General features: G+C 63.5%; 15 protein-coding genes. 6 read left to right on the forward strand and 9 right to left on the reverse strand.

All coding sequences use genetic code 11. The features are described from left to right. Positions 1-100: IS3 family transposase (locus ACTHNE_RS17790; protein ID WP_324942441.1), on the forward strand; the 100-nt coding region annotated here is incomplete at its 5' end. A 262-nt stretch (positions 101-362) separates the two neighbouring features. Here the strand turns inward: ACTHNE_RS17790 and ACTHNE_RS17795 are convergent. The 9 genes from ACTHNE_RS17795 to ACTHNE_RS17835 all read right to left on the reverse strand — a co-directional run bounded on the left by ACTHNE_RS17795 (position 363) and on the right by ACTHNE_RS17835 (position 7953). Then, positions 363-1451 (reverse strand): flagellar basal body P-ring protein FlgI, encoded by a 1089-nt coding sequence (locus tag ACTHNE_RS17795; RefSeq protein ID WP_440269939.1) that lies wholly within the window; start codon positions 1449-1451, stop codon positions 363-365. A gap of 200 nt (positions 1452-1651) precedes the next feature. After that, a complete protein-coding gene (gene flgH / locus ACTHNE_RS17800) occupies positions 1652-2305 on the reverse strand; it encodes a flagellar basal body L-ring protein FlgH (protein ID WP_440269940.1) in 654 nt (217 codons plus the stop codon). A 30-nt stretch (positions 2306-2335) separates the two neighbouring features. Next, positions 2336-3121 (reverse strand): flagellar basal-body rod protein FlgG, encoded by a 786-nt coding sequence (flgG, locus tag ACTHNE_RS17805; protein WP_324937353.1) that lies wholly within the window; start codon positions 3119-3121, stop codon positions 2336-2338. Positions 3122-3141: 20 nt separating this feature from the next. Beyond that, entirely contained in the window at positions 3142-3882 is a 741-nt protein-coding gene (gene flgF / locus ACTHNE_RS17810) for a flagellar basal-body rod protein FlgF (protein ID WP_440269941.1), read from the reverse strand. 14 nt (positions 3883-3896) lie between these two features. Then, complete coding sequence (locus ACTHNE_RS17815) at positions 3897-5123, reverse strand: flagellar hook protein FlgE (protein ID WP_324937349.1); 1227 nt, start codon at positions 5121-5123, stop codon at positions 3897-3899. Positions 5124-5172: 49 nt separating this feature from the next. Continuing rightward, positions 5173-5850: a flagellar hook assembly protein FlgD gene (locus ACTHNE_RS17820; RefSeq protein ID WP_440269942.1), complete on the reverse strand. Its 678-nt coding sequence runs from the start codon at positions 5848-5850 to the stop codon at positions 5173-5175. Between the two features lie 2 nt (positions 5851-5852). Next, positions 5853-6278, reverse strand: a complete 426-nt coding sequence (flgC, locus tag ACTHNE_RS17825; protein WP_324937346.1) for a flagellar basal body rod protein FlgC — start codon at positions 6276-6278, stop codon at positions 5853-5855. After that, positions 6278-6685 (reverse strand): flagellar basal body rod protein FlgB, encoded by a 408-nt coding sequence (flgB, locus tag ACTHNE_RS17830; RefSeq protein ID WP_440269943.1) that lies wholly within the window; start codon positions 6683-6685, stop codon positions 6278-6280. Before flgB ends, flgC begins: the two co-directional genes overlap by 1 nt. 341 nt (positions 6686-7026) lie before the next feature. After that, complete coding sequence (locus ACTHNE_RS17835; RefSeq protein WP_324937342.1) at positions 7027-7953, reverse strand: chemotaxis protein; 927 nt, start codon at positions 7951-7953, stop codon at positions 7027-7029. Between the two features lie 177 nt (positions 7954-8130). Here ACTHNE_RS17835 and ACTHNE_RS17840 point away from each other — a divergent pair, with 177 nt between their 5' ends. The 5 genes from ACTHNE_RS17840 to ACTHNE_RS17860 all read left to right on the forward strand — a co-directional run bounded on the left by ACTHNE_RS17840 (position 8131) and on the right by ACTHNE_RS17860 (position 12521). Beyond that, on the forward strand, positions 8131-9441 hold the full coding sequence (locus ACTHNE_RS17840) for a methyl-accepting chemotaxis protein (RefSeq protein WP_440269944.1): 1311 nt from the start codon (positions 8131-8133) through the stop codon (positions 9439-9441). A gap of 77 nt (positions 9442-9518) precedes the next feature. Next, a complete protein-coding gene (gene flgA / locus ACTHNE_RS17845) occupies positions 9519-10235 on the forward strand; it encodes a flagellar basal body P-ring formation chaperone FlgA (RefSeq protein ID WP_440269945.1) in 717 nt (238 codons plus the stop codon). A gap of 99 nt (positions 10236-10334) precedes the next feature. Next, a complete protein-coding gene (gene flgM, locus ACTHNE_RS17850; RefSeq protein WP_440269946.1) occupies positions 10335-10646 on the forward strand; it encodes a flagellar biosynthesis anti-sigma factor FlgM in 312 nt (103 codons plus the stop codon). Between the two features lie 15 nt (positions 10647-10661). Further along, on the forward strand, positions 10662-11108 hold the full coding sequence (locus tag ACTHNE_RS17855; protein ID WP_324937334.1) for a flagella synthesis protein FlgN: 447 nt from the start codon (positions 10662-10664) through the stop codon (positions 11106-11108). A 129-nt stretch (positions 11109-11237) separates the two neighbouring features. Further along, positions 11238-12521: an EAL and HDOD domain-containing protein gene (locus ACTHNE_RS17860; protein WP_324937333.1), complete on the forward strand. Its 1284-nt coding sequence runs from the start codon at positions 11238-11240 to the stop codon at positions 12519-12521. Positions 12522-12774: the final 253 nt, after the last annotated feature.

Here is a 12774-nt window from a genome sequence, read left to right on the forward strand (position 1 = left end):
AGACATTACTGACTACATCGTCAACTTCTACAACGCCAACCGCCTTCACTCCACCCTCGGCTACCGCTCACCCAACGACTTCGAGCGCTGCCACACCTAGATTCCCCTATCGACGTGTCCGAAAACACTTGACCAGTACAGTTCGCCCGCGTTCCTGACGCAGGCGTGGGCCAGCAAAGAAAAGTGACTCGGGCCCTTTAGGGACCGAAAGCGCCGCAGGCAATCGCCCACGTCCACGCGCGCCCCCGGTTCCTCAGCAAATTGCGAGGTGCAAAACCCCAGCATTGCCATATATGCATGGGTCACGACGTTGGGGTTTGCACCCCAACCTACGCGGATGGCGATGTTGTTGAGAGCCTTCATCAAATCACCACCAAGTCGGCGTGCAGAGCACCGGCCTGCTTCAGCGCCTCAAGTATCGAAATCAGATCCGTCGGCGTGGCGCCCACCTGGTTCACCGCGCGCACGATCGCATCCAGGCTTACGCCGGGACCGAACTTGAACATGTGCGCGCCTTGCTGTGAAACCGATACGGCGCTGCTCGGCACCACTGCCGTCGTGCCGTTGCTGAAGGGGCCGGGCTGGCTGACCAGCGGCTGCTCACTGATCGTCACCTGGATCGAACCGTGCGCCACCGCGGCAGCCGTCACGCGCACATCCGAACCGATCACCACCGTGCCGGTGCGCGAATTGACGATGATGCGCGCCGGCGCGTCGCCCGGCTGCACGTCGAGCGATTCGATCGCGCCCAGCCATGCCACTTTCTGGCTGGGATCGGCCGGGCCGCGCACGTCCACCGAACCGCCATCGAGCGCACGCGCGGTACCTGCGCCGTACAGATGGTTGATCGCATCGACGATATGGTTGGCGGTGGCGTAATCGGCGCTGTTGAGGTTCAGCACGATATCGCCGCCGTTGTTGAAGGAATTGGCCACCACGCGCTCGACCGACGCACCGTTGGGAATGCGTCCGCTGGCCGAAATGTTGATCTGCACGCTGGAGCCGCTGCGCCCCGATGCGCTCACGCCGCCGACCACCACGCTGCCTTGCGCAATCGCGTAGACGTTGCCGTCCGCACCGCGCAGCGGCGACATCAACAGCTCACCACCGCGCAGGCTCTTGGCGTTGCCGATCGAGGCAACGGTAATGTCGATGGTCTGGCCCGGCTTGGCGAACGGCGGCAATTGTGCAGTGATGGTCACCGCCGCTACGTCCTTCAACTGCGGCTGGATGCCGGTGGAAGGCAGCGACACGCCGAACTGCTTGAGCATGTTTTCCAGGCTTTGCGTGGTGAACGGTGCCTGCGTGGTCTGGTCGCCAGTGCCGTCGAGGCCGACCACAAGCCCGTAGCCGACGAGCTGGTTGCTGCGCACGCCGGCGACCTGGACGAGATCGCGGATTTTGTCGGCGTGCGAAATACAAGGAATAAACGTCAGAAAGGCAGCAAACAACGCAGCGACTTTAGAAGCGCGATGTGATCCGCTTGCCGTAGACCGCTCCCTCCCCTGCGTGCAGGGGAGGCTTGGGGTGGGGTTGGTTGTACTTGCCGGGAAATGGAATTCTTCGCGAGGTTGCTTCACCCCACCCCAGCCCTCCCCTGCGCGCAGGGGAGGGGGCAGGCTGCGGCGGCTGTTAGACATTTGCGCATTCATCAGAACGGCATCCACTTCGAATTGAAGAACTTCGCCAGCCACCCCTGCGTATTCGCATCGTTCAAGGTGCCGCGGCCGGTATAGGTAATGCGCGCATCCGCCACGCGGGTGGAATCGACCGAGTTGTCCTGGCCGATGTCCTGCGTGCGCACGATGCCGGAAATGCGGATCAGTTCCTGGCCCTGGTTGATGGTCAGCCACTTCTCGCCTTTCACCAGCAGATTGCCGTTGGAAAGGCGCTGCGCCACCGTCACCGTAAGCTGGCCGCTAAGTTGATTGCTTTGCGTGCTGCTGCCGGCGCCGTCGAAGCTGTTGGCGGAACTGAGCGAGGAATCGGCCGACTTGCCCAGCACGCGCAGCGACTGGCCCAGCACTTTCGGCGAAGCGATGTTCACCTTGTCGGACTTGCTGGTGGTGGTTTCGGATTTCTTGCTCGCCTGCATCGCCTCGACCAGGTTGATGGTGAGGATGTCGCCGATGCGGTGCGCGCGCGAATCGTTGAACAGCTCCATGTTCTGCATGTCGTGATAGATCGAGCCATCCGGCGGCGGCGGCGAGGTCTGCTCCACCGGCGCGGTGGCGGCCCATTGCGCATCGTCCTGGTGCGATGGCATGGCGGCGCAACCGGCGAGCGCGGCAGCAAACAGCAGCATCAAAGCAATGCGTAGCAACATAGATCACCGTCAGGTCTTGTTGATCACGAACTGCAGCATGTCGTCCACAGCGCTGATCGATTTGGAATTCATTTCATAGGTGCGCTGGGCCTGGATCATGTTGACCATCTCCTCCACCACGTTGGTGTTGGACGATTCCAGCGAGCCTTGCGCGAGCGTGCCCATGCCGTTGATGCCGGGCTGTCCGGTCTGCGCGGTGCCGCTGGACTGGGTTTCCAGATAAAGGTTCTGGCCCATCGGCTGCAGGCCGGCGGCGTTGACGAAGTTGGCCAATTGCACCACGCCCACCTGCGTCGAGGCGGTGGAACCGTTGCTGGTGACGCTGACCGTGCCGTCGGTGCCGATGGTGATGCTGTTGACGTTGGACGGCAGCGTGATCGACGGCACCAGTGGATAACCGTCGGCGGTGACGATCTGGCCAGTGGAATCTTCATGCAGCGAACCATCGCGCGTGTAGGCGACGGTGCCGTCGGGCATGCTCACCTGCAAGAAGCCGTTGCCCTGGATCGCAACATCGAGCGAATTGCCGGTCTGCGTGATTGCGCCCTGCGTGAATAGCTTTTCGCTGCCGACCACTTTCACGCCGGTGCCCAGCAACAGGCCGGTGGGCGATTGTGTCTGCTCGGTGGTCTGGCTGCCGGGCTGGCCTTCGTTCTGGTACATCAGATCCTGAAACGAGGCGCGCGAGGTCTTGAAGCCGGTGGTGCTCGCGTTCGCCAGATTGTTGGAGATCACGTCCATCTGCGTCTGCTGCGCATCCAGGCCGGTCTTGGCGATCCAGAGGGAAGAGAACATGGGTTACTCCGTGGTATGCGTTAGCTGTTCTGCAGCAGTTTGCTGCTGTCGTCCGCGTCGTCTTCGGCGGTCTTGATCGAACGCACCTGCATTTCGTACTGGCGCGACAGCGAAATCATCTTCACCAGCTCGGACGATGGATTGACGTTGCTGGCCTCCAGCGCACCGGAGGTCACCGTCACCGTGTTGTCGGCGTCGGCGGTGCTGCCATCGTTCATATGCATCAGGCCATCGGTGCCCTCGGACATCTGCGCCGGATCCGGATTGACCAATTTGATCTGGCCGACCGCAGCGATGGTGTTGGGCCCCTGCCCCATCGGCACGGTGGAAAGGGTGCCGTCCTTGCCGATGCTCACCTGCGCGCTATCGGGCACGGTGATCGGTCCGCCGGTACCCATCACCGGATTGCCGCGCGCGTCGGTAAGGCTGCCGTCGGCGCCGAGCTGCAAGTCGCCCGCGCGCGTATACGCTTCGCTGCCATCCGGCGCCTGCACCGCGATCCAGCCCGGACCGTTCACCGCCACATCGAGCGAACGGCCGGTGTGTTGCACCGTGCCTTGCGCGGTGTCCTGCCCAAGTCCTTGCGCCACCGCGTTGATGCGCGTGGTGGCGCCGGGACCGAGTACCGGCACGCTTTGGAACGCGCTGAGCTCGCTCTTGAAACCCACCGTGGATGCGTTGGCCAGGTTGTGGCTGACCGCATCCTGCGCACGCATGGTCTGCGTGGCGCCGGTCATCGCGATGTAGACGGAATGGTCCATGCGCTATGCCTCGATTACCCGCGTGAGACGGCCTGGAACAGTGTTTGCGACAGGGAATTGACCGTGCCGAGCATCTGCGAGTTGGCTTGGTAGTCCTGCTGCGCCTGGATCATGTTGACCAGCTGCGCAGTGGTGTCGGAGGTGTTGGAAGTTTCCAGCTGGCCCTGCTCGATGTTGCCGAACTGGCCGACGCTCGCCGTGCCCAGCACCGGCGTGCCTGACGATTGCGTCGCCGCCCAGCGGTTGTTGCCGATCTGCTGCAGGCCTTGCAGGTTGGCGAAGTTCGCTACTGCGATCTGGCCGAGCTGGCTGGTCTGGTTGTTGGAGTAGATCGCCGTGACAATGCCGTCGTTGCCGATCGTGACATTCTCCAGCACGCCGGCCTCGTAGCCGTTCTGGTTGATCGTGCCCGGCGCATAGGCGGTGCCGAACTGCGTGGTGTTGGTGACGTTCACCGCGATGGTGGCCGGGAACGTTGAGCCATTGGTCGGCTGTACCGGCGCGAAGCTCAGGTTGCCGTTGGCCGGCGAGGTCAGCGCACCCGCGCTATTGAATGTCAACGCCGAGGTACCGGCACTGTTGCCGTCGATGTAGAGGTTCGCGTTCCAGGTGTTGTTGCCGGTCTTGGCGTAGTAGATCGTCGCCGCGTGCGAACCGCCCTGCGAATCGAACACGGTCAGCGAAGACGCATCGTTGTAGCTGGTCGGATCGGTCGGATTGAACGGCGTGGTGGTCGGCACCGCGGCGCCTGCCGGCAGGTTCGAACTCACCGTGATCGTGCTGGTCGCCGTCGCTGCGCTCTGCGCCGTGTTGAGCTGCAGGTTGGTCAGCGTGCTGGTGTTGAAGCCGCCGGTCGCGGTAGGCGGATACACCTGCAGGAACGCGCCGTCGGCAGTCACTACGTTGCCGGCGGCGTTCTCATGAAACGCACCGTCGCGCGTGTATTGGTTACCCGCGCCGTTGTTGACGATAAAGAAGCCGTTGCCGCTGAGCGCCATGTCCAGGCTGCCGTTGGTCGTCTCCAGGTCGCCCTGCGAAAACTGCTGCGCCACGCCGGTGAGTTCCGCGCCGCTGCCCACGGCCACCGAACTCAAGTTGAGCCCGGTCACCGCATACACTTCGGCGAACTGTCCGGTGGAACCTTTGAAGCCCACCGTGCCCGCGTTGGCGATGTTGTTGGAAATGATGTTCAACTGGTCCTGCGCGGCGTTGATGCCACTGAGCGCCTGATTGAGAGCCATGCTTTGTGTACCCCCTGGATGATGACGATGCGTGTGTTCGCGCGCGCCGTCAGTTGATCTGTGCGACCTGGCTCAGCGGTACGCCGCCGATGCCCGCCACTTGCAAATACGTGCCGGTGCTGCTGCCGCCGTAGCCGACACCTGTTACGGAACCGGCCGCATAGGTGGAAAGCGCACTGCTGCCGCCATTGCTTGCCGAAATGCTGTACGTGCCGCTGCCCACGGCATGGCCGCTACTGTCCTTGCCGTCCCACGCGAACGTGGCCAGGCCGGTTTGCTGCGTACCCAAATCGATGGTGTTGACCACGTTGCCGTTGCCATCCTTGATGGTGACCACCACGTCGCCCGCGTTGGTCACGTTCACGCCACCGCTTACCGCGCTACCGCTGTAGGTGAGCGACGTCGAGGGCACCAGCACCTGGCGGCCGACCAGGCTGGCGGAACTCAACACCTGCGAGGTCTGCAGATTGGTGTCGAGGTTGCCGCTCAAGCCGGTGAGGCTGCTCTGGATGTTCTGCAGCGTGCCCAGCTGCGCGAACTGCGCCATCTCCGAGGCCATCTGCGAGTTGTCCATCGGCTGCGTGGGATCCTGGCTCTTGAGCTGTGTGGTCAGGAGCTGCAGGAAATCCGACTGCGTCATGGTCGAACCGCTCGGCGTGCTGGTCACCGTGCTGCCGGTGAGGCTCAGGCCCGAAACGGAATAACTGTTGGTGTTGATCGTGGACATGCTCAGCTGCCCAGGTTGATTGTCTTGATCATGAGCTGCTTGGTGGTATTCATCACTTCCACGTTGTTCTGATACGAACGCGACGCGGAAATCATGTTCACCAGCTCATCGATCGGATTGACGTTGCTGCCGTAGACGAAACCGTTGGCGTCGGCCATCGGGTTGCCAGGCTCGTAATGCGATTCCACCGGCTGCTGGCTTTCGGTCACGCCGGCCATGTGCACGCCGACATTGGTGCCGGCGTCCTGCGCCGTGGCGCCTTGTGCCTGCAGCACCGGCGCGAACAAAACTTCTTTCGCCTTGTACGCGCTGTTCGGGCTGCTGCTGACGCTGTCGGCGTTGGCTAGATTGCTGGCCACGGTGTTGAGACGCAGCGATTCGGCCGACATGCCGGAACCGGCGGTATCGAAAATCTTCATCAGCGACATCAGCCTTGCCCTCCACCGTTGATGGCCAGGCGCAGCTGCTGGATCGTGCTGTTGATGAAGCTGAGGCTGGCCTGGTAATGCACCATGTTGCTGGCGAACGCCGACTGCTCCACCTGCGCATCGACGGTGTTGCCGTCGAGGCTGGGTTGCAGCGGCACGCGGTATTTCAAAGCCTCCGCCGATTGCGCGGCGGCATCGACCTGGCCCGCAGTGGGCGCGCTCAGTGCCAGCGTCTGCGCATCGCCGCCGCTGGCCTGCTGCAGCACCTGGCGAAAATCGACGTCACGCGCCTGGTAGTTGGGCGTGTCGGCATTGGCGATGTTCGAAGCGATCACTTCGGAACGGCGCTGCCACACATCCAGTGCCTGGCTGCTCAAACCGAACACGTTGTCCAGAATGTTGCTCATGACGGATTCCCCGCGGCGATAACGGCCTGCAGGGGGTTTGAGCAAGTTGCATGCCACGCCTTGCGCATGCGGCGCAAACCGCATGGGACGGCCGTTTGCGGCCTCTACGCCAACTGTTCGTCAGGCGCGATGACGTGTTACCGGCGCGGCATGAACACGGCGGGACGGATTCCCGACTCGCGCGATGTGCTCCCTCCCCTGCATGCAGGGGAGGGTTGGGGTGGGGTTGCATGCGTTTGCGGCAATCGTTGGATTCGCCGCGAGATTGCTTCATCCCACCCTAGCCCTCCCCTACTACACGTAGGGGAGGGAGTAGCTCAGGCACCTTATAAGCGCCCACGTCAATTTGTTGACGGCCCCATCAACTCCAACACCGTTTTCGCCAACAAATCCGGCTGAAACTTCGCAATGAACTGGTCGGCGCCGACATCGCGCACCAGCGCCTCATTGAATACGCCGCTCAAGGAACTGTGCAGCACCACTTTCAACTGCCGCAGCGCCGGGGTTTCGCGGATGGCACGGGTCAGCGCGTAGCCATCCAGACGCGGCATCTCGATATCGGAAATCACCACGCCGACGCGTTCGCCGTCATCTTCGGCCATGGCGGTAAGTTGTTCCAGCGCCTCGCGTCCATCCTGGGCGATGATGCATTCGATGTTCATGCGCTTGAACAGGTTGACCAGCCGTCCGCGCGCCACCACCGAATCGTCCACCACCATGATGCGGCGAATCGCCAGCTGGCAGTGCTCGGCCTGCTGCTGGATATGCGGCGAGATCTCCGCCGTCACTTCTTCGATGCTGGCCAGCATCTGTTCCACGTCGATCACCGCCATCAACTGGCCGTCGATGCGGCTGACCGCGTTGACGCGATTGCCGAAACCCAGCGTGACCGACGGCGCTTCCAGCGATTCGCCCGTGCAATGCACGATGCGCTGGAAATCCGCCACCAGAAAGCCCTGCATGGAACGGCTGAACTCGGTCACCACCACGTGCGCCGACGCGCTTGCCGCCAGCGAGGGATAGCCCATCGCCGCGGCCAGGTCGATCACCGGAATGGTCTTGCCGCGATAGTCGAAGCTGCCCGCCAGCCATTCGTGCATGCCAGGCAGCTTCTCCATCAGTGGCCGGCGCAGGACCTCGCGCACCTTGAACACATTGATGCCGAACAACTGCTTGTCGCCCAGGCGAAACAGCAACATGGCCACGCGGTTGTGACCGGCCAGGCGGGTGTGGCTTTCCACGCTGTCGAGCAGCGCCGTTGTGCTCATGGCGGTTTACTGGGTAATGGCGATGATCAGGTATCGGCCAGCTTGAGCTGCGCTTGAGCATGCGTAGGTTGGGGCGCAAAACCTACGGCGCGCAAACACGTGGCACGTGGTTTGCTTCCTCAACTTCCGAACTTTCCTGCCGATGTCTTGGAACCCATAAACGGAACTCTTTTTTCTATGAGTCTGATCCGCAGCCAGCATCTGGCCGCTCTGGTCCAGGCCGCACTCGCCGGAAACGAGGCGGAACTGGCGAGCTTGAGCCGCAAGCATCCCAAGACGGCGGCGTTGCTCGCGCCCGTGTTCGCGCGGCTGGCGCCGCGTGCGCCGGCGGCGGTGGCGCTGCAATCGCTGGAGCAGCAGAGCCTGGTGCTGACCCACGCACAGACGCTGCACAAGGAACAATCCTCGCTGGAGCAATCGATCGGCGAAAGCCGCGACAGCGTCGGACAGTTGACGGAGGGCAGCGCCAGCATGTCGGCGACCTTGCAGCAGGCGCAGGGCGGCATCGAGCAGGCGGCCAAGGCCGGCCAGCAGAGCGCGGCCAACGTCAGCGAACTCAACGGCCAGCTGCGCCTGTTGCGCAGCGCGCTGTCGGCGATGAACCAGAGCCAGAGCCTGCTTACCGAACAGGTCGCGCAGATCCGCGCGCTGACCACCAGCGTGCAGGACATCGCCCATCAAACCAACCTGGTCGCCTTGAACGCGGCGATCGAAGCGGCGCGCGCCGGCGATGCCGGGCGTGGCTTTGCGGTGGTGGCGGACGAAGTGAAGCAGCTCGCGGAAAAAACCGCGCAGGCCACCGCGGAAATCGAAACCGTCACCAGTTCGATCGGCGAATTCTCGCTGCAGATGAACGGCAACGTGCAGCAAAGCCTGCAACGCCTGGAGCGCGCACAGGCCGGCGTCAACGCCACCGAACACACGCTGCAGGAAGGCACCGGCACCTTGCAGGGGACAGGCGATCGCCTGCGTTCGCTGCGCGACAGCCAGGACGCCTTGCAGGTACGCGCCACCACCTTGAAAGCCACCTTGGGCGCCTTGCAGCGCCGTGCCTACGAAACTCGCCGGCATGGCGAGGCACTGGGCCGCGCCGCGGCGCTGGCGCATCGCTCGTGCCTGGGTTGGCTGGAGGGCGAGAGCGGCCACGACATCGCCAGCCTCAGCCTGACCGTGCGCGAATCGGTGATCGGCCTGCGTCAAAGCATGGAGCTTGCGCTGCAGGAACCCACTTCGCTCGACCGTCGCTGGTTCGACACCGACGTGCTCAAGCGCAGCCTGGATCGGCTGGTCGCGCGCCATGTCGATCATGTTTCCAGCGCGAGCCTGCATGCGTCGGCGGCGCGCTTGCGCGAGCACGGCGAGATGTTCCTCGAGCTGCTCGGCAACGGGCAATTCGAACTGGCGGCGCAGATGTCCGACAAGCTGGAAAGCGAGCGGGAGGCGATCAACAGCCAGTTGGCAGCGATTCTGGCTGACGGGCGTTCATGAGTTTTCTTGGCGGCCATGCATTCGCGCGGATCGACAGCGTAGGTTGGGGTGTAAACCCCAACGCCGCCATGCGTGTCATGCGCACGATGTTGGGGTTTGCACCCCAACCTACGCGGGTAGCTCTCGCCGCAACATTGCTGCTCGCCTTCGCCAACCCCGCCCACGCCGACACCGCCACCGACCTGCGCGCCGCCGCCGAACAAGCCGTGCGCGCGCAATACGGCACCATTGGCAGCCGCGTGGTGATCGTGCCGACGCCGCTCAACGCCCGCCTGCATCTGGCCGCGTGCAATCACCCGTTGCAAACCCATCTGCCGGCGCGCCAGGGCACGCCCTCGCGCGTGGCGGTGTCGGTGAGTTGCGCCGGCACGCCGGGCTGGACGATCCAGGTGCCGGTGCAGTTGCAGGTGTTCCGCAATGTACTGGTCACCAACCATCCGCTGGCGCGCGGCGACATCCTGGGACCGGGCGATGTGCATCCCGAAGAGCGCGACGTGGCGCGCCTGGGTTATGGCTTTATCGAGAGCCTGGATCAGATCCTCGGCCATTCGCTGGGCCGGCCGCTGATCGCGGGCGTGGCGTTGACGCCGGGCGACTTCAACGGCCGTGAAACCGTGCACGCCGGGGAAGAAGTGCAGCTGGTAGCCTCGCTGGACGGCATCGAAGTACGCACGCGCGGCATGGCCCTGGACGGGGGCGACACCGGCGCCCGCCTGCGCGTGCGCAATGACAATTCCGGCCGGGTCGTCCAGGGCGTCGTGATCGGGGAAGGCCAGGTACAGGCCCTCCCCTAGGCTCAGGCAGAACCGACATACTGCAGGCATCGGCGATTAAAGTTTCCACGGGGCAGGCCGATACCCCATACAGGGCATACCGAGAGAACGCCAAGAACCATGAACACCACGATTTCGTCCAACGGCCTGCCGCAGCTTCCGCTTCCGACCACCACCACGGAAAACAGCGCCGCCCAGGCTTCAACGGCCGCTCCGTCGGCCAGCTCATCGGCCACCCAGAACGGCGACAGCGTCAAGCTGACCGACTCGGCCCGCGCCCTGCACGAAGCCAGCAACGCCCACGCGCCGGTCGATACGCAGCGCGTGGAGCAGATCCGGCAGCAACTGGCCGCGGGCACCTACAAGGTCGATCCGCACGCCATCGCCAGCCGGCTGGTGTCGCTGGAAGGCCAGATCGGCAGCGGCAAGTAAGAAGACACCCATGCCATGAGCCCGAATCTGCAGGCCGAACTCGGCGCCGCCTTGCGCAGCGTACTGGATGACATGAGCGCGACCACCGCGCAGCTCATCCACGTGCTGGACGAGGAACGCGAAGCGCTCAGCGGCGCCGACGCCAAGGCGCTCAACCGCGCGGGTGAAGCCAAGCAGATGCTGATGCGCCGGCTCGAGCAACTGGACGTGGAACGCCTGCACCTGTGCAGCACGTCGGCAGAGGCTGCGCAGCAAGTGGATACGCAATGGCGCGAGCTGTTGAAGTCGCTCACGCAGTGCCGCGACAAGAACCAGCGCAACGGCGCACTGGTCGGCCAGCGTTTGGCGCAAGTGCGTAAAGCGCTCGCGGTGCTCACCGGCAACGACACGCTAAGCGGTACGTACGGACAGAACGGAGCACTGCAGGATACGCATCGTTCCGTGCAGCTTGCGCAGGTATGAAGGCCGGGAATCGGCCATCGCAAATCGTGAATGGTTAAAACCGGCGACACATTGCTTACGATTTCCGATTCCCGATTCCCGATTCCCGATTGACGGCTCCTCGATTTACGTCCCATTGGTACCGACATCATGACCAGCACAGCTGCTTCCCCGACCAAGCCATTGGGCAACGACACCACCACCACGCTCAGCGACATGTTGCTGCCGGTGGTGCGCAGTCCAATGCTGGATCAGGAAGAAGAACTGTTCGCCTACGAGCTGGTGTTCTACCGCCAGGGCGCCGGTACCGATGCCGACACCACCCTGGTCGGCGGCGTGCTGTCCGGCATCACCGATGGCGCGATCACGCGCCTGGTGCGCGGCAACCGCGCCTTCATGCGCCTGCCCCGCACGCTGCTGCTGGAGCAGACCGATATCCTGGCGCACACGCCGCGGCTGGGCGTAATCATCAATCCCATCCATGTGCGCGACACCGCCGTGCTGCAACGTCTGCAGCAGCTTGCGCTGCGCAATTGCCCGCTGCTGCTGGACCTGGGCAGCACCGATCCCAATGCCAGCGAACCGCACGGTGCGCAGGAACCGCTGCTGCGCCTGGCAAGCTACGTGCGCCTGGACGCAAAGGCGCTCGATGCCGAAACACTCGCCGCGCGTTGCAAACAACTGCACGACCGCGGCCTGAGCGTGATCGCCGGCAACGTCGATGACCATGTCACCTACGCGCGCTGCAAGACGCTGCCGTTCCAGGCCGTGCAGGGCCGCTATCTACTGGTGCCGCAGCAGATCGAAGTGCCGGTGCTCACGCCCAGCCGCCTCAGCCTGCTGCGCCTGATGAGCGCACTGCAGGACAACAACGCAGGGCCGGTGGAACTGGGCGAAATCATCCGCGACGATGCCGTGCTCAGCTACAAGCTGCTCGGCTGCGTCAACTCCGCGTATTTCGCGCTGCCGCGGCAATTGAAATCGATCCAGCAGGCGGCGATCTTCTTCGGCGTGGCGCGCCTGCGCAACTGGATCTACACCATGTCGCTCAGCGGCATGGACGATCGCCCGCCGGAACTGCTGCGCGCCGCACTGATCCGCGCGCACATGTGCGAAAAACTCGCGCAGGGCATGCCGTCAGGCCAGCAGGAAATGGCCTTCATGGCCGGCCTGCTTTCATTGCTCGATACGCTGCTGTGCGCACCGATGGAATTCGTGCTCAGCCATCTCCCGCTCGCGCCGGAAATCCGCGACGCACTGGTCGAAAACCGCGGTCCGTTCGCGCCGCTGCTCGAACATGTGTATGCATGGGAAGCCGGCGACCTGAAAGGTTCGCAGATGCAACCGCAGGACATCCGCAAGATGGCCGGCGCGTACTACGCGGCCACGCAGTGGGCGGACCAAGTCTATTCGTTCGCCGAACAGCGCGCGTAGGTTGGGGTGCAAACCCCAACGTCGTGATGTATGCGTGCATGGTAATGGTTGGTTTTTCGCACCCTGATATATCCCATTTGCTGAGGGAATGGAGCCGCGCGTGGACGTGAAGATTGCCTGCGGCGCTTTCGGTCCCTAAAGGGCCCGAGTCACTTTTCTTTGCTGGCCCAAAGAAAAGTAACCCAAAGAAATGGCCTCAAAGGCTCACGGCATGGGAAGGTTAAGAGCCTGAGCGCTCACGTCCAGATAGAAA

It is taken from the genome of Dyella sp., from assembly GCF_051954575.1.
Classification (GTDB): Bacteria; Pseudomonadota; Gammaproteobacteria; order Xanthomonadales; family Rhodanobacteraceae; genus Dyella_B.

Excerpts from the sequence above, each read along its gene's own strand:
- flgH (WP_440269940.1), bottom strand. The coding sequence starts at position 2,305 with ATGCTGCTGTTTGCTGCCGCGCTCGCCGGTTGCGCCGCCATGCCATCG.
- flgG (WP_324937353.1), bottom strand. The coding sequence starts at position 3,121 with ATGTTCTCTTCCCTCTGGATCGCCAAGACCGGCCTGGATGCGCAGCAG.
- flgF (WP_440269941.1), bottom strand. The coding sequence starts at position 3,882 with ATGGACCATTCCGTCTACATCGCGATGACCGGCGCCACGCAGACCATG.
- ACTHNE_RS17815 (WP_324937349.1), bottom strand. The coding sequence starts at position 5,123 with ATGGCTCTCAATCAGGCGCTCAGTGGCATCAACGCCGCGCAGGACCAG.
- ACTHNE_RS17820 (WP_440269942.1), bottom strand. The coding sequence starts at position 5,850 with ATGTCCACGATCAACACCAACAGTTATTCCGTTTCGGGCCTGAGCCTC.
- flgC (WP_324937346.1), bottom strand. The coding sequence starts at position 6,278 with ATGTCGCTGATGAAGATTTTCGATACCGCCGGTTCCGGCATGTCGGCC.
- flgB (WP_440269943.1), bottom strand. The coding sequence starts at position 6,685 with ATGAGCAACATTCTGGACAACGTGTTCGGTTTGAGCAGCCAGGCACTG.
- ACTHNE_RS17835 (WP_324937342.1), bottom strand. The coding sequence starts at position 7,953 with ATGAGCACAACGGCGCTGCTCGACAGCGTGGAAAGCCACACCCGCCTG.
- ACTHNE_RS17840 (WP_440269944.1), top strand. The coding sequence starts at position 8,131 with ATGAGTCTGATCCGCAGCCAGCATCTGGCCGCTCTGGTCCAGGCCGCA.
- flgA (WP_440269945.1), top strand. The coding sequence starts at position 9,519 with ATGCGCACGATGTTGGGGTTTGCACCCCAACCTACGCGGGTAGCTCTC.
- flgM (WP_440269946.1), top strand. The coding sequence starts at position 10,335 with ATGAACACCACGATTTCGTCCAACGGCCTGCCGCAGCTTCCGCTTCCG.
- ACTHNE_RS17855 (WP_324937334.1), top strand. The coding sequence starts at position 10,662 with ATGAGCCCGAATCTGCAGGCCGAACTCGGCGCCGCCTTGCGCAGCGTA.
- ACTHNE_RS17860 (WP_324937333.1), top strand. The coding sequence starts at position 11,238 with ATGACCAGCACAGCTGCTTCCCCGACCAAGCCATTGGGCAACGACACC.